Genomic DNA, 19,152 nt, shown 5'->3' on the forward strand with positions numbered 1-19,152 from the left:
TCTCAGGCATCCACCGGCGAGCCGGGGACAGGCATCCGGCGCAGCTGGGCGTCGGCGAGCGCGGCGATCCGGCCGCCGGCCCGGCGGGCTTCGAAGTGCAGTAGGCCGACGTTGACGTCGGGCCCGGTGAACAGGGTGAGCACGAGGAAGGCACCGGCGGCGTAGGTGGCGGTGTAGCCGCGCTCGCCGCGGGTGAGGAGTTCCAGCAACGAGCCCTGGCCGGTGGCTTCGGCCACTCGCGCGCCGACTCCCAGCGCGGCTGCGGTCAACGCTGCGACGCCTTCGGGCTCGACACCGTCGGCGTCATGCGCGAGGACCAGGCCGTCGACGGTCGCCAGCAGCACGCCGGTGAGTTGCGGCATCCTGGCCCGCACCTCCTTGAGCTCGCCGATGATGTCCGGCAGGGCGGCCGGGTCGAAGACGGGTGACATGGCCTGCCTCCTTCCTGATAGCTGCCGAAGGGCGCGCTTCATGACGGGCTTCGGCGGTCGACGGGGGTGGGCGGGAGCCTCACAGCCGAGCCTCCAGGGCGGCTCGAATCCGAAGCAGCATGGTGACCTCCGGATCTGACGGGACGGCGGGTGAACGATCGGACGGAGCGGCCGCGCTGGGCGGGGGCGGTTCGGACGGCGCCCGGTGCGGTTCAGGCGGCGGCCGGTGCGGGTCGGACACTGGCCCGAGCGGTTCGGACGGCGCCGGAGGCGGTTCGGACAGCGGCCGGTGCGGCAGGACCAGATGACCGGCCGCAGCGAGCAGCCGGACGTCCAGCAGCAGTCCGAAAACGGAGCGGCCGAGTCGGGCCGCCAGCTGCGACGGCGCCAACTGCCCGTCGGCGGCGGCCAGTACGGCGCGCAGCCGACGACCGGGTGGCACCCCCGGGCGGGTCTCGGCCACGGTGACGGCAGCGGTGTCCAGCTCGGGCCGGGGCATCACCTGGTCGAGCAGCGCCCGGCGGCGCCCGATCGCCTGGCGCAGTGCCTCCAGGGGAAGGCTGCGCACCGAGCCGTCCGGTGGCGGGCCGGCATGGAACTCGAACTCCCGGCCGGCTTGGCCGAGTACGAAATACACCGCATCCAATGACCGTTCCTGCCAAGCGAGTTCGCTTGCAAGGCGACGGTCGCCCGGGGCGGGGCACGGGAGTTCCAAGACCAGCGGGCTGTGCGCTCCCACCACTGTGCCGCGGGAGAGCCAGATGGTCCCGGTCGGCCCTTGCAGCGCCCCCGTGGCACCTCGCACCCCGAGATCCGCCAGCGCAGCCTCGAAGGCGCTGACCGGATACCGGTGGCGCGACCACCGCCGCCGGGGCAGCGGTCGCCCGGCCGGCGAACTCCGCGCCGCGGAGGCGATCGCCGTCACCGCGGTCATCGATCGACCGCCGATCCCGTCGCCGCCGCCGCCAGTTGGCGCCTCGCCAGAGCCAGATTGGCGGCATCGCGGTCCAGTTGGAGGTGCAGCAGCAGCCGTGCGTCGAACCCGGCCGTCAGGAACCGGATCAGGTGGTACCGGTCCGGCGTGGTGAGGATCAGGTCCTCGGCGCCCGGGTCGTCGGCGAGGGGGTCGGCGAACGAGGGCTGCAGCATGACCACCCGCGCCAACTCCGCGACGTCGGCGGCCCCGCGGGCGTGGTCACCCCCGGGCCCCTCCCCCGCCACGGCGAGGGCCAGCCCGCTCGTCCAGTCCACCAGACTGGCGCCGCGCGCGCCGGATATGGCCATGACGTCGACCAGCATCCCGTCGATCTCCGGCACCGCTCATCCCTTCACTGGACAGCACGACATGCCATGGCCACCGCTTCATCGAGTGACCGCGTCGGGGCGCTACGTTACTACCGTTCGAAGGAGCGCACGGGCTTTCGGCACGATCACTTGGCATATGACAACCAGCTACACGGTCGCCCTGCAGCGCACCCGCTCCGCTGAGTCCATGGTGAACTGCAGACGGTGTCACCGTCATTGATGGTCGGGCGTCACGCCGCGGCTCGGCCCTCGGGCCGCACGAGGCTCCCCGCGTCGGTGTTGGCTCCGCACAGCACCACGCAGACCTTCTCGCCCCCGCCCGGCCGGTAGCCGAGGTCCGGCGCGGCGGCCCGGCCGGTCAGCGCCGCCAGGGCGGTGGCGGCGGCGTGCTCGACCGCCAACCGCCGCTCCTCCCACAGCGTTTGGCGGGCCCGGGCGATCTCGCCGTCCGTCACCAGCACCGACCGCACGTCGTGCTGCTGGGCGGCATGCAGAGCCATGGCAGAGACCCGGCGGGCCCCGAGGGAGTCCGCAGCGACCGAGTCCACGGGGACGTCGACCGGACGACCCGCCTCGATCGCGGCGTTCAGTGCACGGCAGTTCTCGGGTTCGACGGCAACCGTGCGGATGCCGTGCTGCCGGGCGGCCGTGGCCACTCCGGCGAACAGGCCGCCACCGCCGGTCGCGACCAGTACGGTGTCCAGCCCCGGGATCCGCTGGTGGATTTCCTCCAGCAGCGTGCCGGCCCCGGCCGCGATCAGCGGGTGATCGTAGGCGTGCGAGGCCAACGCCCCGGTGGCGGAGGCGAACTCCTCGCAGGCGGCCAGGGCTTCGGCGTACTCCGCGCCGACCGACCGCACTTCGGCGCCGTAGCCGCGGAGCCGGGCCACCTTCACCACCGGCGCGGTCTCGGGCACGAAGACGGTGGCCCGCACGCCTTGCTGCCGCGCGGCCCACGCACACGCCAGCCCGGCATTGCCGCCCGAGGCGATGGTCACCCCGACCTCGGGGAGGGTGCCCGCCTCGCGGTGCGCCTGGATGAAGTTCTGCGCTCCCCGCGCCTTGAACGAGCCGGTGTACTGCATGAACTCCAGCGCCAGCCACGTCTCGTGGGGCTCACCGACGAGGTCCGCCTGGACCACGCTGACGGGGCGGATGCGTCCGGTGATCCGGGCCCCGGCGGCCTTGATGTCGCCATAGCCGAGCTGGTGCACGTCGCTGCTCCTACCGTGAGGCTGAGGGTTGATCAGCCCCCAGTTGACCACTGGTCCAACGGCCGGCGCCATCAGCTGATCACCGCCGGCGGCAGCGGCGGGCGGTAGCCGGCAGGGCGGGCGGTGGCCGGCAGTGGATGGCCGAGGTCGGCTCTGGCTGACTCGCGGTCAACTCGGCGGCCCGCGCCCACGGCATCGGACGCGCCCTGGTCGGAGCAGCCTGTGAGTCCGCCCGCGACCAGGGCGCGCGCCGGATGACGCTCCACGTGCTCGGCCGCGACCTGCCGGCCCGCCGCCTGTACGAGCGCTGCGGCTTCACCGTCGAGGAAGTCCGCCGGAGGAGTTCCTGCTCGACGGACAGTACGTCGACGACGTCCTGATGGGCCGCAGCCCGGTCGGTTGATCCCCGGGCGGCTGCCCCCGACGCAAGAGCGCAAAGGCGCCGGGTGGGTCGTCGGCGTCGATGGTGTTGCCGCTGGTCACGTTCGGGTGCCTGATGTCCCACGCCGCCTGCCTGACAACACAGTGGCAAGCTACCCACCTGAGCACCACTCCCGCCCGACCACACTCGGAGAAGGCCATGACCGACCGCTTTGACCAGGAACTCATCGAGGCCGCAACGCACGTCGCCCGCACCCGCTGCCGGGGCGACAACCACACCGTGGCGGCCGCGGCCCGCGCCCGGGACGGCCGGATCATCACGGCGGTGAACGCCTACCACTTCACCGGAGGCCCCTGCGCGGAACTGGTCCTCATCGGCACCGCGGCCACCCAGGGCGCCTACGAGTTGGACACGATCGTCGCCGTGGGCGACCGCGGGCGCGGGGTCGTCCCCCCGTGCGGCCGCTGCCGCCAGGTGCTACTCGACTACTTCCCCACCATCGAGGTCATCGTCGGTGCACCCGACCGCCCCCGCACCGTCCCCATCGCCGACCTGCTGCCCGAAAGCTACGTCTGGGCCGACCACCAGCTCGACGCCGAGTGAGCAGCCCCCATCCAGCGCCGTCCTGCCCGGCCTCGACATGACGTAGTGTTCGGCCGTGAACGAGCTGAGCTTTCGAGGCAGGGACCGTCTCCGCCCCTCCTGGTCGCGCCTTGCCCTGTGGGGCGGGCTGGTCGGCGTCCAAGAACTCCTCGTCGCTTCACGGCTCGGCGTGGCGGGCTTCTTCTGGGTGCTCGGCGTCACGGTCGCGCTCATCGTTGCCGGTTTCTACGTCTCCTCCCGGAGCTGGACCACGGTCGGAGCCGCCGGCATAACCATTTGCTGGGGCATCGGGCCGGCCAAGACCCACCCCTGGCAGGAGATCCGCTGGATCGACGTACGCGAGACCGGGACCCAGGCCGGAACGGCGTTCGCCCCTCGGATCTTCCTCCACGACGGGCGCCGCCGCATCCTGCCCGGCCTCGCCCACAACACCGTCTGCCCCTACCCCGGCTTCGCGGCGGACTTCCAGCGGATCGTCACCTGGTGGGAACTCAGCACGGAGCCGGCAACACGGTCCCGGCCGTCGGCGCAACTCCGCGACCGGCTGAGCCCTGGAGTGGTCGGGCTGATCCTGGGCGTCGTCATCGTGATCGCCGTCTTCGTGATCGTCGCCGCCACCACGGGCTAGGGTCGGTGAGGGTGGCAGGACCTCGCCCGGTCACCCCGAGAGCACCCGTTCCGCCAGAGGCCCTCAGCCGAGCCGATCCGCGCCACGCCGTGCCGTGCCGTACGACTACCGTTGGCCGTGTTCCGCCCAACTGGCGTCCCGATATCGAAAGGGCCTGCGAATGAGCCTGTACGACATCCCCCTGCGCACCCTGTCCGGCGAGCCCACCTCGCTGGCCGCCTACAAGGGGAAGGCCGTCCTCGTCGTCAACGTCGCCTCCAAGTGCGGCCTCACCCCGCAGTACGCCGGGCTGGAGCGGCTGCAGGAGCAGTACGGCAGCCGCGGCTTCACGGTGCTCGGCGTGCCGTGCAACCAGTTCGCCGGGCAGGAGCCGGGCAGCGCCGAGGAGATCCAGACCTTCTGCTCCACCACCTACGGCGTCACCTTCCCGCTGCTGGAGAAGGTCGACGTCAACGGCGACCAGCGCCACCCGCTCTACGCGGAGCTCACCGGGTTCGCCGATGCCGAGGGCAACGCCGGTGACGTGACCTGGAACTTCGAGAAGTTCCTGGTCTCCGCCGAGGGCGCCGTGGTCGGCCGGTTCCGTCCCCGCACCGAGCCCGAGGACGCCGCCGTCGTCGCCGCCATCGAGGCGCAGCTCCCCGCCTGACCGCTGATCGACCGGCCCACCCTGGACCCTCCGGGGTGGGCCGGTCGACTTGGGCGCCGCCGATACCCTCAACCCCATGCTGCTAGCCGCCATCCCGTCCCCGCCCACCAACGGGTTCCACATCGGGCCGCTCTTCATCCACTTCTACGCGCTGTCGTACATCGTGGGCATCGGCCTCGCCGTGGCGCTCGGCCGGCACCGCTGGCGAGCGGCGGGCGGCGACCCGGTGCTGGTGGACGACGTCGCCCTGTGGTGCGTGCCGGCCGGGATCATCGGCGGGCGGATCTACTTCGACCTGACCACGCCCAAGTACATCCCGCCGCACTGGTGGGGCCCGTTCGCCGTCTGGGAGGGCGGGCTCGGCATCTGGGGCGGCGTCGCGCTGGCCACCGCCGTCGGCATCTGGCGGGTGCGCCGGGCCGGAGCCGATGTGCTCGGCATGATGGACGCACTGGCACCGTGCCTGCTGATCGCCCAGGCGATCGGCCGGATCGGCAACTACTTCAACCAGGAACTCTTCGGCGGACCGACCGACCTCCCCTGGGGCCTGGAGATCGACCCCGGCTACCGTCCGCCCGGTTACCTCCAGGACCGGACCTTCCACCCCACCTTCCTCTACGAGCTCATCTGGGACCTGGCGCTGGCCGCGGTCCTGATCTGGCTCGGCAACCGCAAGCGGCTCCAACCGGGCAGCCTGATGGCCCTCTACGTGATGGGCTACTCGGCGTTCCGCATCTTCGAGGAGTCGCTGCGCGTCGACCCCTCGCAGTACTTCCTCGGTCTGCGGCTGAACTTCTACGTGGCGTCGGGCCTGGCGCTGTTCGGGCTGGTCTGGTTCATCGTCCTCCAGCGACGCAGGCGGGACTGACCTGCCACGCCCTCCACGGGTGAACGGGTTTGACCCTCCAGCGGCAGGAGACCGGACAGTGGCGGACATGCCCGACGACACCACCCTCCTCACCATCGGCGAACTGGCCCGGCTGACCGGTCTGACGGTCAAGACGATCCGGTACTGGTCCGACGAAGGGCTGGTGCCGCCGGCTGACCGAACCCCCGCCGGCTACCGGCTCTACGGTCCCGACGCGCTGCTGCGCCTGGGCCTGGTCCGTACGCTGCGCGACCTCGACGTGGACCTCGCGACCGTGCACCGGGTACTGGCGAGCGAGTTGACCCTCGCCGAGGTCGCCGAGGCGCACGCGGCCGCCCTTGGCACCCGGATCCGCGCGATGCAGTCGCACCGGGCCGTGCTGCGGATGGTGGCCAGGCGGGGCACCACCACACCCGAGGAGATCGAACTCATGCACAAGCTCGCCCGGCTCTCCGACACCGAACGACGCACCCTGATCAACGACTTCATCGACGACACCTTCCGCGGTCTCGACCCCGGCCCCGACTTCCTGCCGATGCTGCGGGGCGCGATGCCCGAACTGCCTGCCGAGCCGAGCCGGCAGCAGATCGAAGCCTGGGTGGAGCTGGCCGAGCTGGTACAGGACCAGGGTTTCCGCGCCGGCCTCCGGCGGGCCGCCGCCGCCCAGGCGCGCTCGGCGGCGGAGGTGGGCACCCCGCCGGGCGACGCCTCCCGGGCCGTGGCGGCACTGCTGACCGACCGGGTCGCCGCCGCTGTGGCCTCCGGCATCACCCCCGGCTCGCCGGACGCCCGCCCGGTGCTGGACGAGCTGGTCGGGGCGTACGCCGAGTTGATCGGCCGCACCGACGGACCCGAGTTCCGCCGCTGGCTCCTGACCTGCTTGGAGGCGTCCACCGACGCGCGCTACGAGCGCTACTGGCAGCTGCTCGGCACCATCAACGACTGGCCGACGGCTGACGCTTCACCAACCGGTACGGCGGAGGCCGCGGCCTGGCTGATCCAGGCGCTGCGGGCCGGCTGACGCTGCACCGATCGGCCCGCCCGGCTCGAGCGGACACCTGCCCGGCTCGAGCGGGCACCGCCGCCCCACCGCGGCCAACGGGCCAACCCCGGCCAACAGGGCAACGGGCAACGGGCAACGGGCAACGGGCGGGAAGGTAGGGACGCCCCGGTGGTCGGCGTGGCTGCGGTCACGGCGCCGGCCGCCCGCGAGCCGGGAAACCCGGCGAGGACCCGGCCCCGCGCCCCGCTCCCCGCATCCCGCGCCCCGCACGCCGCCCGCCAGTCCGGGGCGTTCTAGGCTGAGGCAATGGCACAGGTCACCGAAGGCGCGGCACACCCCGCACCGCTGTCCGTCCTCGTCGTCGAGGACGACCAGGGAATCGCCGCCTCGCTCGGGCGTGGGCTCAGCCGGGAGGGGTACGCGGTCCGGCACGCCGCGACGGGGACGGAGGCGCTCCGGACGCGGCCGGTGCCCGACGTGGTGCTGCTCGACCTGGGGCTGCCCGACCTGGACGGGGTGGAGGTCTGCCGCCGCCTGCGCCAGGAGTCGGATGCCGCGATCATCGTGGTGACCGCCCGCGGGGAGGAGGCCGACCGGGTCGCGGCGCTGGACCAGGGCGCGGACGACTACCTGGTCAAGCCGTTCGGGCTGGCGGAGCTGCTGGCCCGGCTGCGCGCGGTGCTGCGGCGGACCCGCCCGACCGGCAGCGAACTGCTGGTGCACGGCCCGCTGACCGTGGACCCGCGTAGCCGCCGGGTCGGCGTGCACGGCCAGGAGGTCGCGCTGACACCGAAGGAGTTCGACATCCTGCACTGCCTGGCGGTCGATCCGGGCCGGGTGGTGACCCGGCAGGAGATCCTGGAACGGGCCTGGGACGAGCACTGGTACGGACCGACCAAGGTGCTGGACGTCCACATGGCGGCGCTGCGCCGCAAACTGGCCGTCGACGGACTGATCGAGACGGTCTACGGCCGGGGATTCCGGCTCGGCGACACCGCTGCCCTCGGCGACACCGCTGTGCCCGGCGACACCGCTGCGCCCGGCGGCCCGGGCACCGTGCCCGGGCCGGAGTCCATGCGGTGACCAAGCGCATCGCGCTGAGCGTGCTGGCCCTGGTGACCGCGTTGCTGGTGTTGGCCGTGGTGCCGCTCGGCATCTCGATGACCGACCGGGAGAGCGACTCGTTCCGGGGTCAGACGGCGGCCACGGCCCGCACCATCGCCGCGGCGGCCGAGGAGCACCTGTCCGACAACCGCCCCGACTCCGACGCCGCCGAGCAGATCTCGTCAGCTGCCGCTCGCGGCGAGTGCGCCCAGGTGTTCGATGCGCATGGTGCCGAAGTGCTGTCCACTCCGTGCCGAGCAGTCCTACCCCCGGGGGCGCTGATCCGGGTACTGGCCACGGGTCGGCAGCAGTCCGTGCAACGGGCCGGCAGGCTGACCCTCGTCGTGCCCGTCGGGGACACCCTGCCGGCCTCCGGTGCGCTGGCGTTCTCCCGGTCCACCGACGGTCTGAACGAGCGGTTGATCACGATCTGGGCCTGGCTGGGCCTGTGCGGTTCGGGAGCCCTCGGCGCGTCGGTGCTGGTCGCCGTCCGGCTGGCCCGCTGGGTCGGGCGCCCACTGGCCGACCTGGACGGGGCCGCCGGCCGACTGGGCGAGGGCGATCTGGAAGCCCGCGCGACGGTGCCGCAGGGCCCGCCGGAAGTGCGCCGCCTGGCGGCCACCTTCAACGCCATGGCCGCCCGCACCGAGAACCTGGTGCACGGCCACCGCGCGGTCATCGCCGACGTCTCGCACCAGTTGCGCACACCGCTGACCGCGCTGCGGCTGCGCCTCGACCTGCTGTCGGCGGACGCGGAGGGCGACACCGCCCAGGAACTGGCCGGAGCCCAGCACGAGGTGGCCCGGCTGTCCCGGCTGGTGGACGGCCTGCTCGCGGTCGCCCGGGCGGAGAACTCGGTCCCGCGGCCGAGCCCGGTCGCCGTCGAGGAGGTCGTCGCCGACCGCCTCGGCGCGTGGCAACCGGTGGCCGAGGAGCGCGGTGTGCGGCTCGCGGCGCGCGGTTCGTCCGGGCTGACGGCGCTGCTGGCGGCCGGGGACCTGGAGCAGGTGCTGGACAACCTGCTCGCCAACGCACTGGAAGCCCTGGCGGACGGCGGACTGGTCACCATCGAGACCGACGGGGACCCGGAGCACCGCGGGGTGCTGCTGTCCGTCGTGGACAACGGTCCCGGGATGGACGAGGCCGCCCGGGAGCGCGCCTTCCGCCGCTTCGACACCGGGCGCCCCAGCGGGACCGGCCTGGGGCTGGCCATCGTCCACCGGCTGATCACGGCCAACGGGGGGCGGGTCGCGCTGGAGCCCACCCCGGGCGGCGGGCTCACCGCCAGGCTCCACCTGCCGGCCGGCCCGGCGGCCGCCCGTGGCTCACGCCGCGAACGGCGGGCACCGCGGCCCGCACCGGCCGGACGACGCCGAGAGGCTCCCCGCGTCTGAGCGGTCACCCGGTGCCAGGAGCTGACGCCAGCCTCGACCGGTCCCGTGGGCTGAGCGTCGGGCCGGCCGCCACTTCCACCGCCCGCCCTGACGCTGGACCAGCTGACCGCACAACCCGACCCGGTCAACCCACCCGCCAGGCGTTCGCGAGGTGGACACCCGCGAAGGCGAGGGCCGTGCCGACGGCCAGGGCCAACGCCACCACCGCCCAGCGGCCGGCGGCCCCCGGAACCGGGAACGCCTGGCCGGCGAGACGCCTCCGGGTGACGGCGAACAGCCGGGGCAGGTGCAGCAGGACATGCAGCGAGGTGACGCCGATCCAGCTGAGGAACATGAGCTTGTGCAGCAGCAGGACCGGGACGGGCCCGGTGTCGTGCCCGACCAGCGCCAGCGTCAACCCGGTGGCGAACACGCCGACCGTGCTGGCCGCCACCAGCGGGCCGAGCAGCCGCCGCAGGAGTGGCGGCGGGCCCTGGCGGCGGTAGGCCCGGGCGCCCGTGTAATAGCGGACGAACCGGTAGCCGGTGGTCGCGATCTTCAGGCAGGCCGGGCCGAGCAGCAGCAGTCCGACGAACACGTGGACTGTCACCAGGCGGCTGATGGACAGGATGGTCCAGCCCTGGACCGCGAGCAGCGGCAGCAGCAGCACACCCGTGACCCTGGTCAGCCGGGCATTGCCCCCGGGACCGCTCCCGTCATCGGCGCCGACGCCGTCCACCTGCGGAGCATCGCTCGTGAGGGTCACCAAACCGTCCTCATACATTTCCGGGCGCGCCTCGCCGACCGCGCCGCGAGCCGGCGCGCTGCCGAGCCGTCAGCAGTGTGCCTCAGCGCTGGTTAAGAACTGGTTCAGCTGCCGGGCCGGCCCCCACTACGGGTGCCGCGCTGCTGGTGCTGGTGCTGCGTCACGCAGTCTGCGCTGCTGGTGCCGTGCATGGGGTGCCGCGCTGCTGGTGCCGTGCAAGGGGTGCTGCGCTGCCGGTACTGCCTTGGTCGGGCTGCGCTGCCGCTGCGGCCTTGGTCGTGCTGCGCGCGGATCCGCGGCGGCAACCGGCGGCAGCCAGCTGCGCCCTGGCCGGCCGAAGTCGAACCGGGGCTCACCGGTGGTCGACCCCATCCTTGGTGCGGGAGAGTCGGCTCACCCTGGGCCCGTCCAGTCCCGTTCCCCCACCGTCCTGCGCTCGGACGCGCACGGTCGAGCCCGGGCAGGATCAGACCGCGCGCCACAGATCAGCCGTGATCTCACCGGCCGGCCCCGGACGGGCACTGCGGAACGCCGTACCCGCCCACAGGTGCATGGACTGCAGATCCCCGGCCCGGGCGGCGGCTTGGCGCAGCGGGGCGGTGAGGTGGTGCACCTCCGGGTAGGCGCGTGGCGCCCGGTCGGCGTGCCGGTCGATGAACGAGTTCCGCAGCCCGCGCGCTGCCCGTCCGGTGAACGCCCTGGTGATGGCGGTCTCCGTGAACTCCGGTGACCGCAGCGCCGTTCGGTGCCCGGCGGAGGTGCCGGCCTCGTCGGCGAGCAGGTAGGCGGTGCCGAGCTGGACGGCCGTGGCGCCGGCGGCCAGCGCGGCGGCGATCGCGGGCCCGTCACCGATCCCACCGGCCGCGACGATCGGCAGGCCGACGGCGGACCGCACACCGGCGAGCAGCGCGAGCAGCGGCTCCCTGCCGGGCTCGGCCGCCACGCTGTGGGTGCCACGGTGGCCACCGGCCTCCGGCCCCTGGACGGCGAGCGCGGACATGCCCAGCTCCGCCGCGGCCCTGGCCTCGGCCACGCTGGTGACGGTGGCGACCTGGGCCGTGCCGGCCGCGGTCAGCGCCTCGGCCTCAGCGGGGGTCGGCAGCCCGAATGTGTACGAGACCACCGGCACCGGGTCGACGACCAGGGCGGCGATCTTGGCGGCCCAGTCCTCGTCGTCGGCCGGGATCTCCTCGGGCAGCCGGGCGCCCAGCCGTTCGGCGTCCGACCGCAGCTCCTCCCGGTAGGCGGGCAGTCCCGCCAGCGCGACCGGGTCCGTGGGAGCCGGGACGAAGAGGTTGACGCCGAACGGGCGGGCGGTCAGCTTGCGGACTGCGGCGATCTGTTCACTCATCGCCGCCGCGGTCCGGTAGCCCGCGGCGAGACTGCCGAAGCCGCCCGCCTCGGTGACGGCTGCGACCAGCTCCGGGGTCGAGGCGCCGCCTGCCATGGGCGCGGCGAGGATGGGGAGCGCAACGTCCTGAAGGGTGAACATGTACGTACTCTACGGGCCGTCAACGGCCGTGCCCGGGCAATCGGACTTCGCCCGCCTGGGGTTCGTACTCAAGGTGCGCGCCCAGGGCGCGTGCCCAGGGTGGGTCCGCCGCGCACGGGAATGCAGGGAGCGTTCTCAAGGTGCGTGAGCAGCACGACGTGCCCGACGCCCGCCTGCTCAGCGGCTCGCTCACTCAGAAGCTCGCTTGCACAGGACCTGGGTTGCTCACGAGGCTCGCTTGCACAGGAAGCTCGCTTGCACAGGAGCTTCGATCAGAGGGAGAGCGCGGCCACCCGCAGCAGGGCCAGCTGCTCGGTCGGGCAGCCGTGGTCGGATGCGAGCCGCACGGCGGCGTCCGCCGCTGCGGTGGCAACCTGGGCGGCGTCCTGGTCGCTGCACCCGCGTGCCACCGCGACCGCCCCCTCGACCAGGCCCAGCACCAGTTCGCCGCGCAGCCGCAGCTCCGCCTCGGGCAACGGCTGAAGCGGGCGGATCAGCTCGCGGTAGCAGGCGGCGAGGCGGCAGCGGGTCTGGCGGAACTCGGTGAACCGTTCGCCGCGCACCTCCGGCAGCTGGTACAGCGCCCCGAGATTGGACAGGCCGCCGAGCAGTAGCTCCGCGTTGAAGCGGACCAGCGCCCACAGGCGCACTCCGGGCACCCGTTCGGCGGTTGTCAGCAGCCGTTCCGCATACGACGCGGTGGGGGCGACGGTGCCTTCGAGCAGCGTCGCCAGGATGTCGTCCTTGTTGGCGAAGTGGTGGTAGAGCGTCGACTGCCGGATGCCCGCCCGCTCGGCGATGGCCCGAGTGGTGGTGGCGGCGTAGCCGTCTCGGGTGAACAACTCGGCCGCCGCGGCGAGCACCTGGGCTCGGCCGCCACGGGCGACGGCAGGGGGCGAGAGGTCGTGTGAGGGCATTGCGCGATCCTCCCATACCTGCTCAGGGCCACCGGGCGGAGTAACCGCGCTGAGCGAGCCGCCCTGCCACTGCGTGGTTTCGCCAGCCAACGACGACGTTCATTTCGACATCGCCTCGGAGTTCATCCCCTCGGAGTACCCTCATGCGGAATCCCGGCTCTGCTCGCGGCAGTCGTGCTGCTACCGCTCCCGCTTGCCCCGGCCGCGCAGACGGCCGCATCACCTACCGCACGAAGCCAGTCGACGCCGGCCACGCGATCGGGGCAGGCCACCCACTCTGAACAGGCGACGCAGTCGGAGCAGTCGGAGCAGTCTGCCGACGACGCCGGCCAACCAGATGAGGCGGGGCAGTCCGACCAAACGGCTCAGGGCGGTCGAACCGACCCAGTCAGTCCGGCGGCCGACGGCGGTCAGGCCCACCGACCCGACGGGGTGAGCTGGACCGACGCCCCGGCGACCCAGGCCTTACCCTGGTCACCGACCACGGCGGACCGGTGGACGGCGGCTGGAACTGGATCCGCTTCCCGGCCGCCAGGAACCTCTCCCCCGGCAACTGCGAGACCTCGCAGATCTTCGCCAAGACGATCAGCCCCACGCCCGGCCCGCGCAGCTACCCGGGCGGCACCGCCGTGGTCACCGGGGACGCGACGCAGAACCCGGGCGACAGCTCCGCGTCTTGGCGCTTCAACACCTCAGCTCCCGCCACCAACGCAGCAGTTGAACTGTGGCGGCCGCCCCTGCCGACCGCGCCAGGCAGACCCGCCGACTTCGAGATCGTGGAGCGCGACCTCCTGCCGTCCACCGACTACCCCTGCCGTGGGAGCCTGACCGCAACACTGCCGGCCGGCTCCAAGTGGCTGAGCGCACCCCGACTTCCAACCCGGCGCCGCACCGGTTGACGCTGACGGTGATGATCCCCGTCTGCTGAACCCGGTTCCCACCACACCCAACTCCCCCACCTGGCGGGCTTCATCAGATTCTGCTGATGAAGCCCGCTTTGTCAGCACAAAGTTCCGCCCTCTTGTGTCGTGTCAGTAAAATCTGTCGTGTTGTCATGTCTTAGGTATAGACGCCTTCCGGGGCCAACTGGTTGGGTAGCCGCTGCACCACACGCACCCCCACCTCTTCGCGTGTCCTGCACCGCGCCCTCACTCCGGGAGGACTCCCCCATGCCCATCCGCCCCCTTGCCTCCGCCAGCCGCGCGCTCGCCGTCCTCGGCACAGCCGCCCTCGCCGTCGCCGGCTTCGCGGGCAGCAGCCCTGCTTCGGCAAGCCCGACCCACTTCGGGGTCAAGCCACTGCACGGCGGCACGCACGCCGCGCCGGCTGCCAAGACGAGCAGCAGCACCCTGAGCGTGGGCTCCAGCGCCAGCCAGGGCGTGGTGTCTCCCACCCCCAAGGTCTACCTGGTCTTCTGGGGCTCCCAGTGGAAGAACGACCCGGCCGGCGTCGCCCCCGACATGCAGAACCTCTTCAAGGGCCTCTACGGCTCCCAGGACACCTGGGGCACCATCCTCGACCAGTACTGCGAAGGCGTCGCCAAGGGCACCGTGACCTGCGGCAGCAGCGGCACCCATGTCCAGCACCCCGCCAGCTCCCCGCTCGCCGGCGTCTGGTTCGACAACGCCGCCGCCGCACCGAGCAGCGCCACCGCGTCGCAGATCGGGGCCGAGGCGGCCAAGGCCGCCGGGCACTTCGGCAACACGACCCAGGCTCCCAACCTGAACGCCCAGTACGTGGTGCTCTCCGCCACCGGCACCCACCCCGACGGCTTCCCGAACAGCGGCTTCTGCGCCTGGCACGACAAGACCAGCTCGTCCTACGGCACGCTGGCCTACACCAACCTGCCGTACGTCCCCGACACCGGCATCGACGGCTGCACCACGCTGAGCGACGGCCGCGCTCTCTCTGGCATCGAATCCACCGAGACCCACGAGTACGCGGAGACGGTCACCGACTTCTGGCCCAGCATCGGCTGGAACGGCGGCAACGGTGAGATCGGCGACGCCTGCGAGAACATGGACTCCTTCGTCAAGCTCTCCACCGGCAGCTTCGACCTCCAGGGCCTGTGGTCCAACTCGGCGAACAGCTGCGTGACCAAGGGCTGACGCCTGATCGACGGCCCCTCGGGGCCACCAACCGCTGGTCTCTCCCGATGACCCGCACACCACTTCGCTCGCGGCTGACGCAGCGTGAGGCAGACGCCTCACAGCTGACGCCGCGAGCGAAGCCGTGCTGCGTCCGGCCTCGCACCGAGCGCCGGCGAGCGAACTCCTGAGTCTCCCTCCATGGCGCCTCGGTGACACGGGCACCACAGCCCGCGTTTGGCGAAGAAGCACCTTGCGACTGGCAACCGGCGGTGGCCGGCGACCCGGCCACGGGCGAGCGGGGCAACGTGAACCGCTGAGCACCGCCGGCGAGCCCTCACGGCCGACTGACTGCAGGCAGCACAACGCCGGTCCCGTGCAGCGCGCCATGCCACCACCAGGCGCACCCTGCCATCGCCGAGCGCGCCGAGCCACCACCGTGCGACCGCCGGGGTGAGCCACCGCCGAGCGCACCGAGCCTCGGCCAAACGCACCGAGCGGCCACGCCTCGGCCGCGCCACCCACGCCTCCCGGTACTGCCGACCGCTGCCCCCGCGCGGCGCCGGTTCCGCTGCCCACTGGCCGTGCAGCGAGGGTCCGCCGCAGCCTGCCAAGGCTGCCAGCCACCCAGCCGCCGCAGCCCGCCGGAAGCACCCGCGCACCACCCGCCAGCCGTCGGGCCCGCCAGCGTCCGGCCGGGCTCGCTTGGCGTCAGGCCAGGTCAGGTCAGGTCGGCCGGATCAACCCTGCGGCCAAGCCTGCGGCGATGGCTGCCGTGCGGCTGTCCACATCGAGCTTCTCGAATATGTGCACCAGGTGTGTCTTCACCGTGGCCTCGCTGATGAAGAGCCGCTTGGAGATCTGCCGGTTCGGCAGACCCTCGGCGACCAGTTGCAGGATCTCCGCCTCCCGTGGCGACAGCGTTGGCCTTCCGTCGCGGACCCGGCCGAGCAGGCGGGCCGCAACCGGTGGCGCCAGCACGGTCTCCCCTCGAGCCGCCGCCTCCACGGCTGCCACCAGTTCCTCCGGCGGGGTGTCCTTCAGGAGGTAGCCGGTGGCACCCGCCTCGACCGCGGTGAGGATGTCGGCGTCGGTGCTGTAGGTCGTCAGGATCAGCACCGCCGGTGGGTCCGGCAGCGCGGTGATCCGCCTGGTGGCCTCGACGCCGTGCATGCCGCCCGTCATCTGGAGGTCCATCAGCACCACGTCGGGCCGCGGTTGGCCCCTCTCCGCCAGCTCCGCCAGCAGGCTCAACGCCTCGGCACCGTCTGCCGCCTCACCGACGGCGGACAGCTCGGGCAGCTCATCCACCATCGCGCGCAAGCCTCGACGGACCACCGGGTGGTCGTCCACCAGTAGGACACGGATCACGAGTGACTCCGCTCGCCGATCAGCGCACCTCGAACTCGTCGGCGCGGGACGAAGCGACCAGTCATGAGCCTGGTGACGATGGGCGGGGTGGGTTTGAGGCGCCCGGCGGCACGGTGGTGGCGGTCGTCGCCCTGATGTCGTGCGCTCGTTTCGAAGCCGCCGACCGCGAGCTCCCCTCCGACGTGCGACCACGTCCGCAGGTCCTCGACCGCATCATCCAGGTCTTCCTCACCGCCGAGTGCCTTGGGCTGACTGGTGGCGGGATCGCCACCAGTCCGCACACCGGCGGTCAGCGGCTCATCGCCGGTGGCCGCCACCTCCCCGTAGGCCGGCGCCCGACCGCCCGCCGGCTCCTGCTTGCCGGACCGCTCTCCGTGGAGCGTCGACTCCTTGTCGCCGCCCCTGCCGCCGCGCCGTGCCGCCAGCGCACCATCATCGCCGCCCTGCTCGCCGGGTGACACGTCGACTGCGGGGATCGGAATGGCGGCCGCCACGGCCGTGCCCTCCCCCGGGGCCGACTCGACGGTCAGCACGCCGCCGAGCGCCGCCATTCGTTCACGCATGCCGTGCAGGCCAAAGCCGCTCTGCTCCCCGGAGCGGTGTGTGTGTGGGTCGAAGCCCACGCCGTCGTCGAACACGTCCAGCGTGACCTCGTGGTCCAAGTAACCCAGAGTGACCGCGATCCGAGTGGCTTGGGCGTGTTGCACCGCGTTGGCCAGCGCTTGCTGAGTCAGCCGCAACAGCGCCACCTCCCCCTCCACCGGCAGTGGACAGGGCTCGCCCTCCAGGTGGAAGTCGGCGCCGCGACGTTCGGCCAAGCGCCGCAGCGCCTCACTCAGGCTGGCCTCCTCCAAGGCCGGCGGAGTGAGCTCCCGGACGAACCGGCGGGCCTCCGCGAGGTTCTCCGCAGCCGTACGCCCCAGCTCACCGATCCGCTCCGCGGCGGCGGACGGATCCGACGGGAGCGCCGACTCAGCCGAGCGGGCCAGCAGCACGATACTGGACAGCCCCTGGGCCAACGTGTCGTGGATCTCGGCCGCCAGGCGCTGGCGCTCGGCCAGGCGGCCGGCCGCACGCTGGCTCCTGGCGAGCTCATTGCGAGCCTCGGTCAGCTCGTGAACCATGCGCATCGCGACGTCGACCGCGCGGGCCCGGGCACGGCTCTCCCGGTAGAGCGCGGCGTAGCCGGCGGCGGTGAGCACCGCGACCGCCAGCCCGGCCAGCGGGCCGACCACCTTGGCCGTGGTCAGCCCACCGGCGGTCTGCGCCTGGGCCGCCACCACTATCCCGGTGACCCCCAGCACCGCCGGGATCGCCGGCAGCACGGACAGCAGGTGCAGCAACAGGAAGTAGAGCGGAAAGGCGAGGTAGCTGAACTCCGGATGCACCACCGTGAGCCCGGACCACAGCACCAGCACGCCGGCCAGCCAGGCGCCGGCCCACCGGCGGTCGGCACGGATCCGCTGGCCGACCCCGCCGAGGCCGTAGAGCGAGCCGAGCGTGATCGCGGTCAGCAGGCTGGTCTGCCCGAGCTCGCCGGTGATCAGCCCGCGCACCACGAGCACCGCCAGCAGGGTGAAGAACAGCCCGTGCAGGGCCAGGTTCATCATCCGCAGGGCGGGCGTGCTCGCCGCGTGCCCGGTGGGCGCCGGGGCGGCGAGGGCGGAGCTGTCGAAGCGGTTCACGGATCCGAGAGTACGGCCTGGCCAGCGACGATCCACCCGCCACAGCATCAATCGTTTGATGGATTCGAGGGTCCATCGAACGATGGGGCGCCGAACAAACCTTCTCATCGATACCGAGCCGGCCGGTCGAACGGAAGAGTGGATTGCAGTCCAGTCGACCGCCTCGACCTCGGGGAGAGCACCCATGTTCGTCGCCCTGCGTGACATCCGATTCGCCAGGGGCCGGTTCGCCCTGATGGGCACGGTGGTGGCCATGATCACCACCCTGGTGGTCTTCCTCTACGGCCTGACCGGCGGCCTCGCCTCGGCCGCCTCCTCGACCGTCGCCAGGCTCCCGGTCGACCGGATCGTCTTCGGCGCGCCTCCGGGTGCCGCCCCCGCCGTCTCTTTCAGCTCCAGCACGGTGACCCCTGACCAACAGGCCGGCTGGGCAGCAGCCCCCGGAGTGCGCTCGGCCGCCGGGATCGGCCTGGCGATGACGCGCCTCACCGGTACCGGCTCAGCCACCTCGGTGAGCGTGCTCGGCGCACCTTCGACCCTGCTTCCCCCGCTCGCTTCGGGCACCGCCCCCGCCGACGGGCAGGTCGCGGTCGGCGCCGACACCGCCTCGTCGAACCATCTGACGGTGGGGCAGCAGATCCGGGTGGGTGCCCGCAGCTTGACCGTGGCCGCGATCACGGCCGACCGCTCCTACGCCCACGCCCCGACCGTCTGGACCACCCTGGCCACCTGGCAAGCGGTGACCGGCCAGAACCAGCCCACCGCCCTGGCGGTCTCGCTGGGGCCCGGGGCTGACCCGGGCGCCGTCGACCGGGCCCAGAACACCAAGGCCGTCGCGCTGGACGATGCCGTGACCGGGATCGACGGATACTCGGCCGAGCAGGGCAGCCTGCAGTTGATCCAGGGGTTCCTGTTCGCGGTCAGTGCGCTGGTCGTGGGGGCGTTCTTCACCGTCTGGACGGTCCAGCGCAAACCGGACATCGCGATCCTCAAGGCGGTCGGAGCCAGCAGCGGCTACCTCGTCCGGGACGCATTGGCCCAGGCCGCCGCCGTCCTGTTGGGCGGGGCGCTGCTGGGCGGTGCCGCCGGCGCGGTCGGCGGGGCCGTCGCGACCGCCTCCGTGCCATTCGACCTGAGCGCGGCCGGCGTGGCCGTTCCAGTGGCCGTGATGGTGCTGCTCGGCCTGCTCGGCGCCGCTCTGGCCGTCCGCCGCATCACCGTTGTCGACCCGCTCACCGCCCTCGGTGCCGGCCGATGAGCGCCCGCCCCGCGTT

The 19,152-nt window shown here is 72.6% G+C and carries 19 protein-coding genes and 1 pseudogene; 11 read left to right on the forward strand and 9 right to left on the reverse strand.

Annotated features, from left to right (window positions below):
• Positions 1–2 precede the first annotated feature (2 nt).
• The 4 genes from LN042_RS10285 to LN042_RS10300 form a co-directional block, all read right to left on the reverse strand.
• Positions 3–431, reverse strand: a complete 429-nt coding sequence (locus tag LN042_RS10285; protein ID WP_308191788.1) for a roadblock/LC7 domain-containing protein — start codon at positions 429–431, stop codon at positions 3–5.
• Positions 432–510: 79 nt separating this feature from the next.
• Positions 511–1,077, reverse strand: a complete 567-nt coding sequence (locus LN042_RS10290; RefSeq protein WP_230050677.1) for a hypothetical protein — start codon at positions 1,075–1,077, stop codon at positions 511–513.
• A gap of 284 nt (positions 1,078–1,361) precedes the next feature.
• Entirely contained in the window at positions 1,362–1,748 is a 387-nt protein-coding gene (locus LN042_RS10295) for a hypothetical protein (protein ID WP_230050679.1), read from the reverse strand.
• Between the two features lie 218 nt (positions 1,749–1,966).
• Positions 1,967–2,950 (reverse strand): threonine/serine dehydratase, encoded by a 984-nt coding sequence (locus LN042_RS10300; RefSeq protein WP_230050681.1) that lies wholly within the window; start codon positions 2,948–2,950, stop codon positions 1,967–1,969.
• Between the two features lie 161 nt (positions 2,951–3,111).
• Here LN042_RS10300 and LN042_RS10305 point away from each other — a divergent pair.
• The 8 genes and pseudogenes from LN042_RS10305 to LN042_RS10340 all read left to right on the forward strand — a co-directional run.
• Positions 3,112–3,353: pseudogene (locus LN042_RS10305) on the forward strand (GNAT family N-acetyltransferase); the annotation flags it as partial.
• Between the two features lie 177 nt (positions 3,354–3,530).
• Positions 3,531–3,935, forward strand: a complete 405-nt coding sequence (locus LN042_RS10310) for a cytidine/deoxycytidylate deaminase family protein (RefSeq protein ID WP_230050683.1) — start codon at positions 3,531–3,533, stop codon at positions 3,933–3,935.
• Positions 3,936–3,990: 55 nt separating this feature from the next.
• Complete coding sequence (locus tag LN042_RS10315; RefSeq protein WP_230050685.1) at positions 3,991–4,563, forward strand: hypothetical protein; 573 nt, start codon at positions 3,991–3,993, stop codon at positions 4,561–4,563.
• Positions 4,564–4,723: 160 nt separating this feature from the next.
• Positions 4,724–5,212, forward strand: a complete 489-nt coding sequence (locus tag LN042_RS10320; protein WP_230050687.1) for a glutathione peroxidase — start codon at positions 4,724–4,726, stop codon at positions 5,210–5,212.
• 76 nt (positions 5,213–5,288) lie between these two features.
• Positions 5,289–6,080: a prolipoprotein diacylglyceryl transferase gene (gene lgt / locus LN042_RS10325; RefSeq protein WP_230050689.1), complete on the forward strand. Its 792-nt coding sequence runs from the start codon at positions 5,289–5,291 to the stop codon at positions 6,078–6,080.
• A gap of 67 nt (positions 6,081–6,147) precedes the next feature.
• The gene (locus LN042_RS10330; protein WP_230050691.1) at positions 6,148–7,101 is read left to right on the forward strand and encodes a MerR family transcriptional regulator; all 954 of its coding nucleotides are present in this window, start codon (positions 6,148–6,150) and stop codon (positions 7,099–7,101) included.
• Between the two features lie 288 nt (positions 7,102–7,389).
• Positions 7,390–8,166 (forward strand): response regulator transcription factor, encoded by a 777-nt coding sequence (locus LN042_RS10335; protein ID WP_230050693.1) that lies wholly within the window; start codon positions 7,390–7,392, stop codon positions 8,164–8,166.
• On the forward strand, positions 8,163–9,581 hold the full coding sequence (locus tag LN042_RS10340) for a sensor histidine kinase (RefSeq protein WP_230050695.1): 1,419 nt from the start codon (positions 8,163–8,165) through the stop codon (positions 9,579–9,581). The genes LN042_RS10335 and LN042_RS10340 overlap by 4 nt, the downstream gene beginning before the upstream one ends.
• A gap of 124 nt (positions 9,582–9,705) precedes the next feature.
• Here the strand turns inward: LN042_RS10340 and LN042_RS10345 are convergent, their stop codons facing one another.
• The 3 genes from LN042_RS10345 to LN042_RS10355 form a co-directional block, all read right to left on the reverse strand.
• Positions 9,706–10,326: a hypothetical protein gene (locus LN042_RS10345; RefSeq protein WP_230050697.1), complete on the reverse strand. Its 621-nt coding sequence runs from the start codon at positions 10,324–10,326 to the stop codon at positions 9,706–9,708.
• Positions 10,327–10,792: 466 nt separating this feature from the next.
• Positions 10,793–11,818 carry a nitronate monooxygenase gene (locus LN042_RS10350; RefSeq protein ID WP_230050699.1) on the reverse strand — a complete coding sequence of 342 codons (1,026 nt, stop codon included), beginning with the start codon at positions 11,816–11,818 and terminating at the stop codon, positions 10,793–10,795.
• Between the two features lie 272 nt (positions 11,819–12,090).
• On the reverse strand, positions 12,091–12,735 hold the full coding sequence (locus LN042_RS10355; RefSeq protein WP_230050701.1) for a TetR/AcrR family transcriptional regulator: 645 nt from the start codon (positions 12,733–12,735) through the stop codon (positions 12,091–12,093).
• Positions 12,736–13,229: 494 nt separating this feature from the next.
• On the opposite strand from LN042_RS10355, the gene LN042_RS10360 reads away from it, so the two are divergent.
• Both LN042_RS10360 and LN042_RS10365 read left to right on the forward strand, forming a co-directional pair.
• Complete coding sequence (locus tag LN042_RS10360; RefSeq protein ID WP_230050704.1) at positions 13,230–13,634, forward strand: hypothetical protein; 405 nt, start codon at positions 13,230–13,232, stop codon at positions 13,632–13,634.
• 270 nt (positions 13,635–13,904) lie between these two features.
• Entirely contained in the window at positions 13,905–14,843 is a 939-nt protein-coding gene (locus LN042_RS10365) for a hypothetical protein (protein WP_230050706.1), read from the forward strand.
• Between the two features lie 705 nt (positions 14,844–15,548).
• Here LN042_RS10365 and LN042_RS10370 read toward each other — a convergent pair.
• Together LN042_RS10370 and LN042_RS10375 are read right to left on the reverse strand one after the other, a co-directional pair.
• Positions 15,549–16,193, reverse strand: coding sequence for a response regulator (locus LN042_RS10370; protein ID WP_230050708.1), 645 nt, complete (start codon positions 16,191–16,193; stop codon positions 15,549–15,551).
• Complete coding sequence (locus tag LN042_RS10375; protein WP_230050710.1) at positions 16,190–17,878, reverse strand: sensor histidine kinase; 1,689 nt, start codon at positions 17,876–17,878, stop codon at positions 16,190–16,192. The genes LN042_RS10370 and LN042_RS10375 overlap by 4 nt, the downstream gene beginning before the upstream one ends.
• A 184-nt stretch (positions 17,879–18,062) precedes the next feature.
• On the opposite strand from LN042_RS10375, the gene LN042_RS10380 reads away from it, so the two are divergent.
• A complete protein-coding gene (locus tag LN042_RS10380) occupies positions 18,063–19,136 on the forward strand; it encodes an ABC transporter permease (protein ID WP_230050712.1) in 1,074 nt (357 codons plus the stop codon).
• Positions 19,137–19,152: the final 16 nt, after the last annotated feature.

This window comes from Kitasatospora humi (assembly GCF_020907985.1).
Lineage (GTDB): Bacteria > Actinomycetota > Actinomycetes > Streptomycetales > Streptomycetaceae > Kitasatospora > Kitasatospora humi.

Bases quoted from the DNA above. Each gene is read 5' to 3' on its own strand.
- LN042_RS10380 (WP_230050712.1), top strand. From the start codon at position 18,063: ATGTTCGTCGCCCTGCGTGACATCCGATTCGCCAGGGGCCGGTTCGCC.
- LN042_RS10285 (WP_308191788.1), bottom strand. From the start codon at position 431: ATGTCACCCGTCTTCGACCCGGCCGCCCTGCCGGACATCATCGGCGAG.
- LN042_RS10310 (WP_230050683.1), top strand. From the start codon at position 3,531: ATGACCGACCGCTTTGACCAGGAACTCATCGAGGCCGCAACGCACGTC.
- LN042_RS10330 (WP_230050691.1), top strand. From the start codon at position 6,148: ATGCCCGACGACACCACCCTCCTCACCATCGGCGAACTGGCCCGGCTG.
- LN042_RS10355 (WP_230050701.1), bottom strand. From the start codon at position 12,735: ATGCCCTCACACGACCTCTCGCCCCCTGCCGTCGCCCGTGGCGGCCGA.
- LN042_RS10335 (WP_230050693.1), top strand. From the start codon at position 7,390: ATGGCACAGGTCACCGAAGGCGCGGCACACCCCGCACCGCTGTCCGTC.
- lgt (WP_230050689.1), top strand. From the start codon at position 5,289: ATGCTGCTAGCCGCCATCCCGTCCCCGCCCACCAACGGGTTCCACATC.
- LN042_RS10350 (WP_230050699.1), bottom strand. From the start codon at position 11,818: ATGTTCACCCTTCAGGACGTTGCGCTCCCCATCCTCGCCGCGCCCATG.
- LN042_RS10365 (WP_230050706.1), top strand. From the start codon at position 13,905: ATGCCCATCCGCCCCCTTGCCTCCGCCAGCCGCGCGCTCGCCGTCCTC.
- LN042_RS10320 (WP_230050687.1), top strand. From the start codon at position 4,724: ATGAGCCTGTACGACATCCCCCTGCGCACCCTGTCCGGCGAGCCCACC.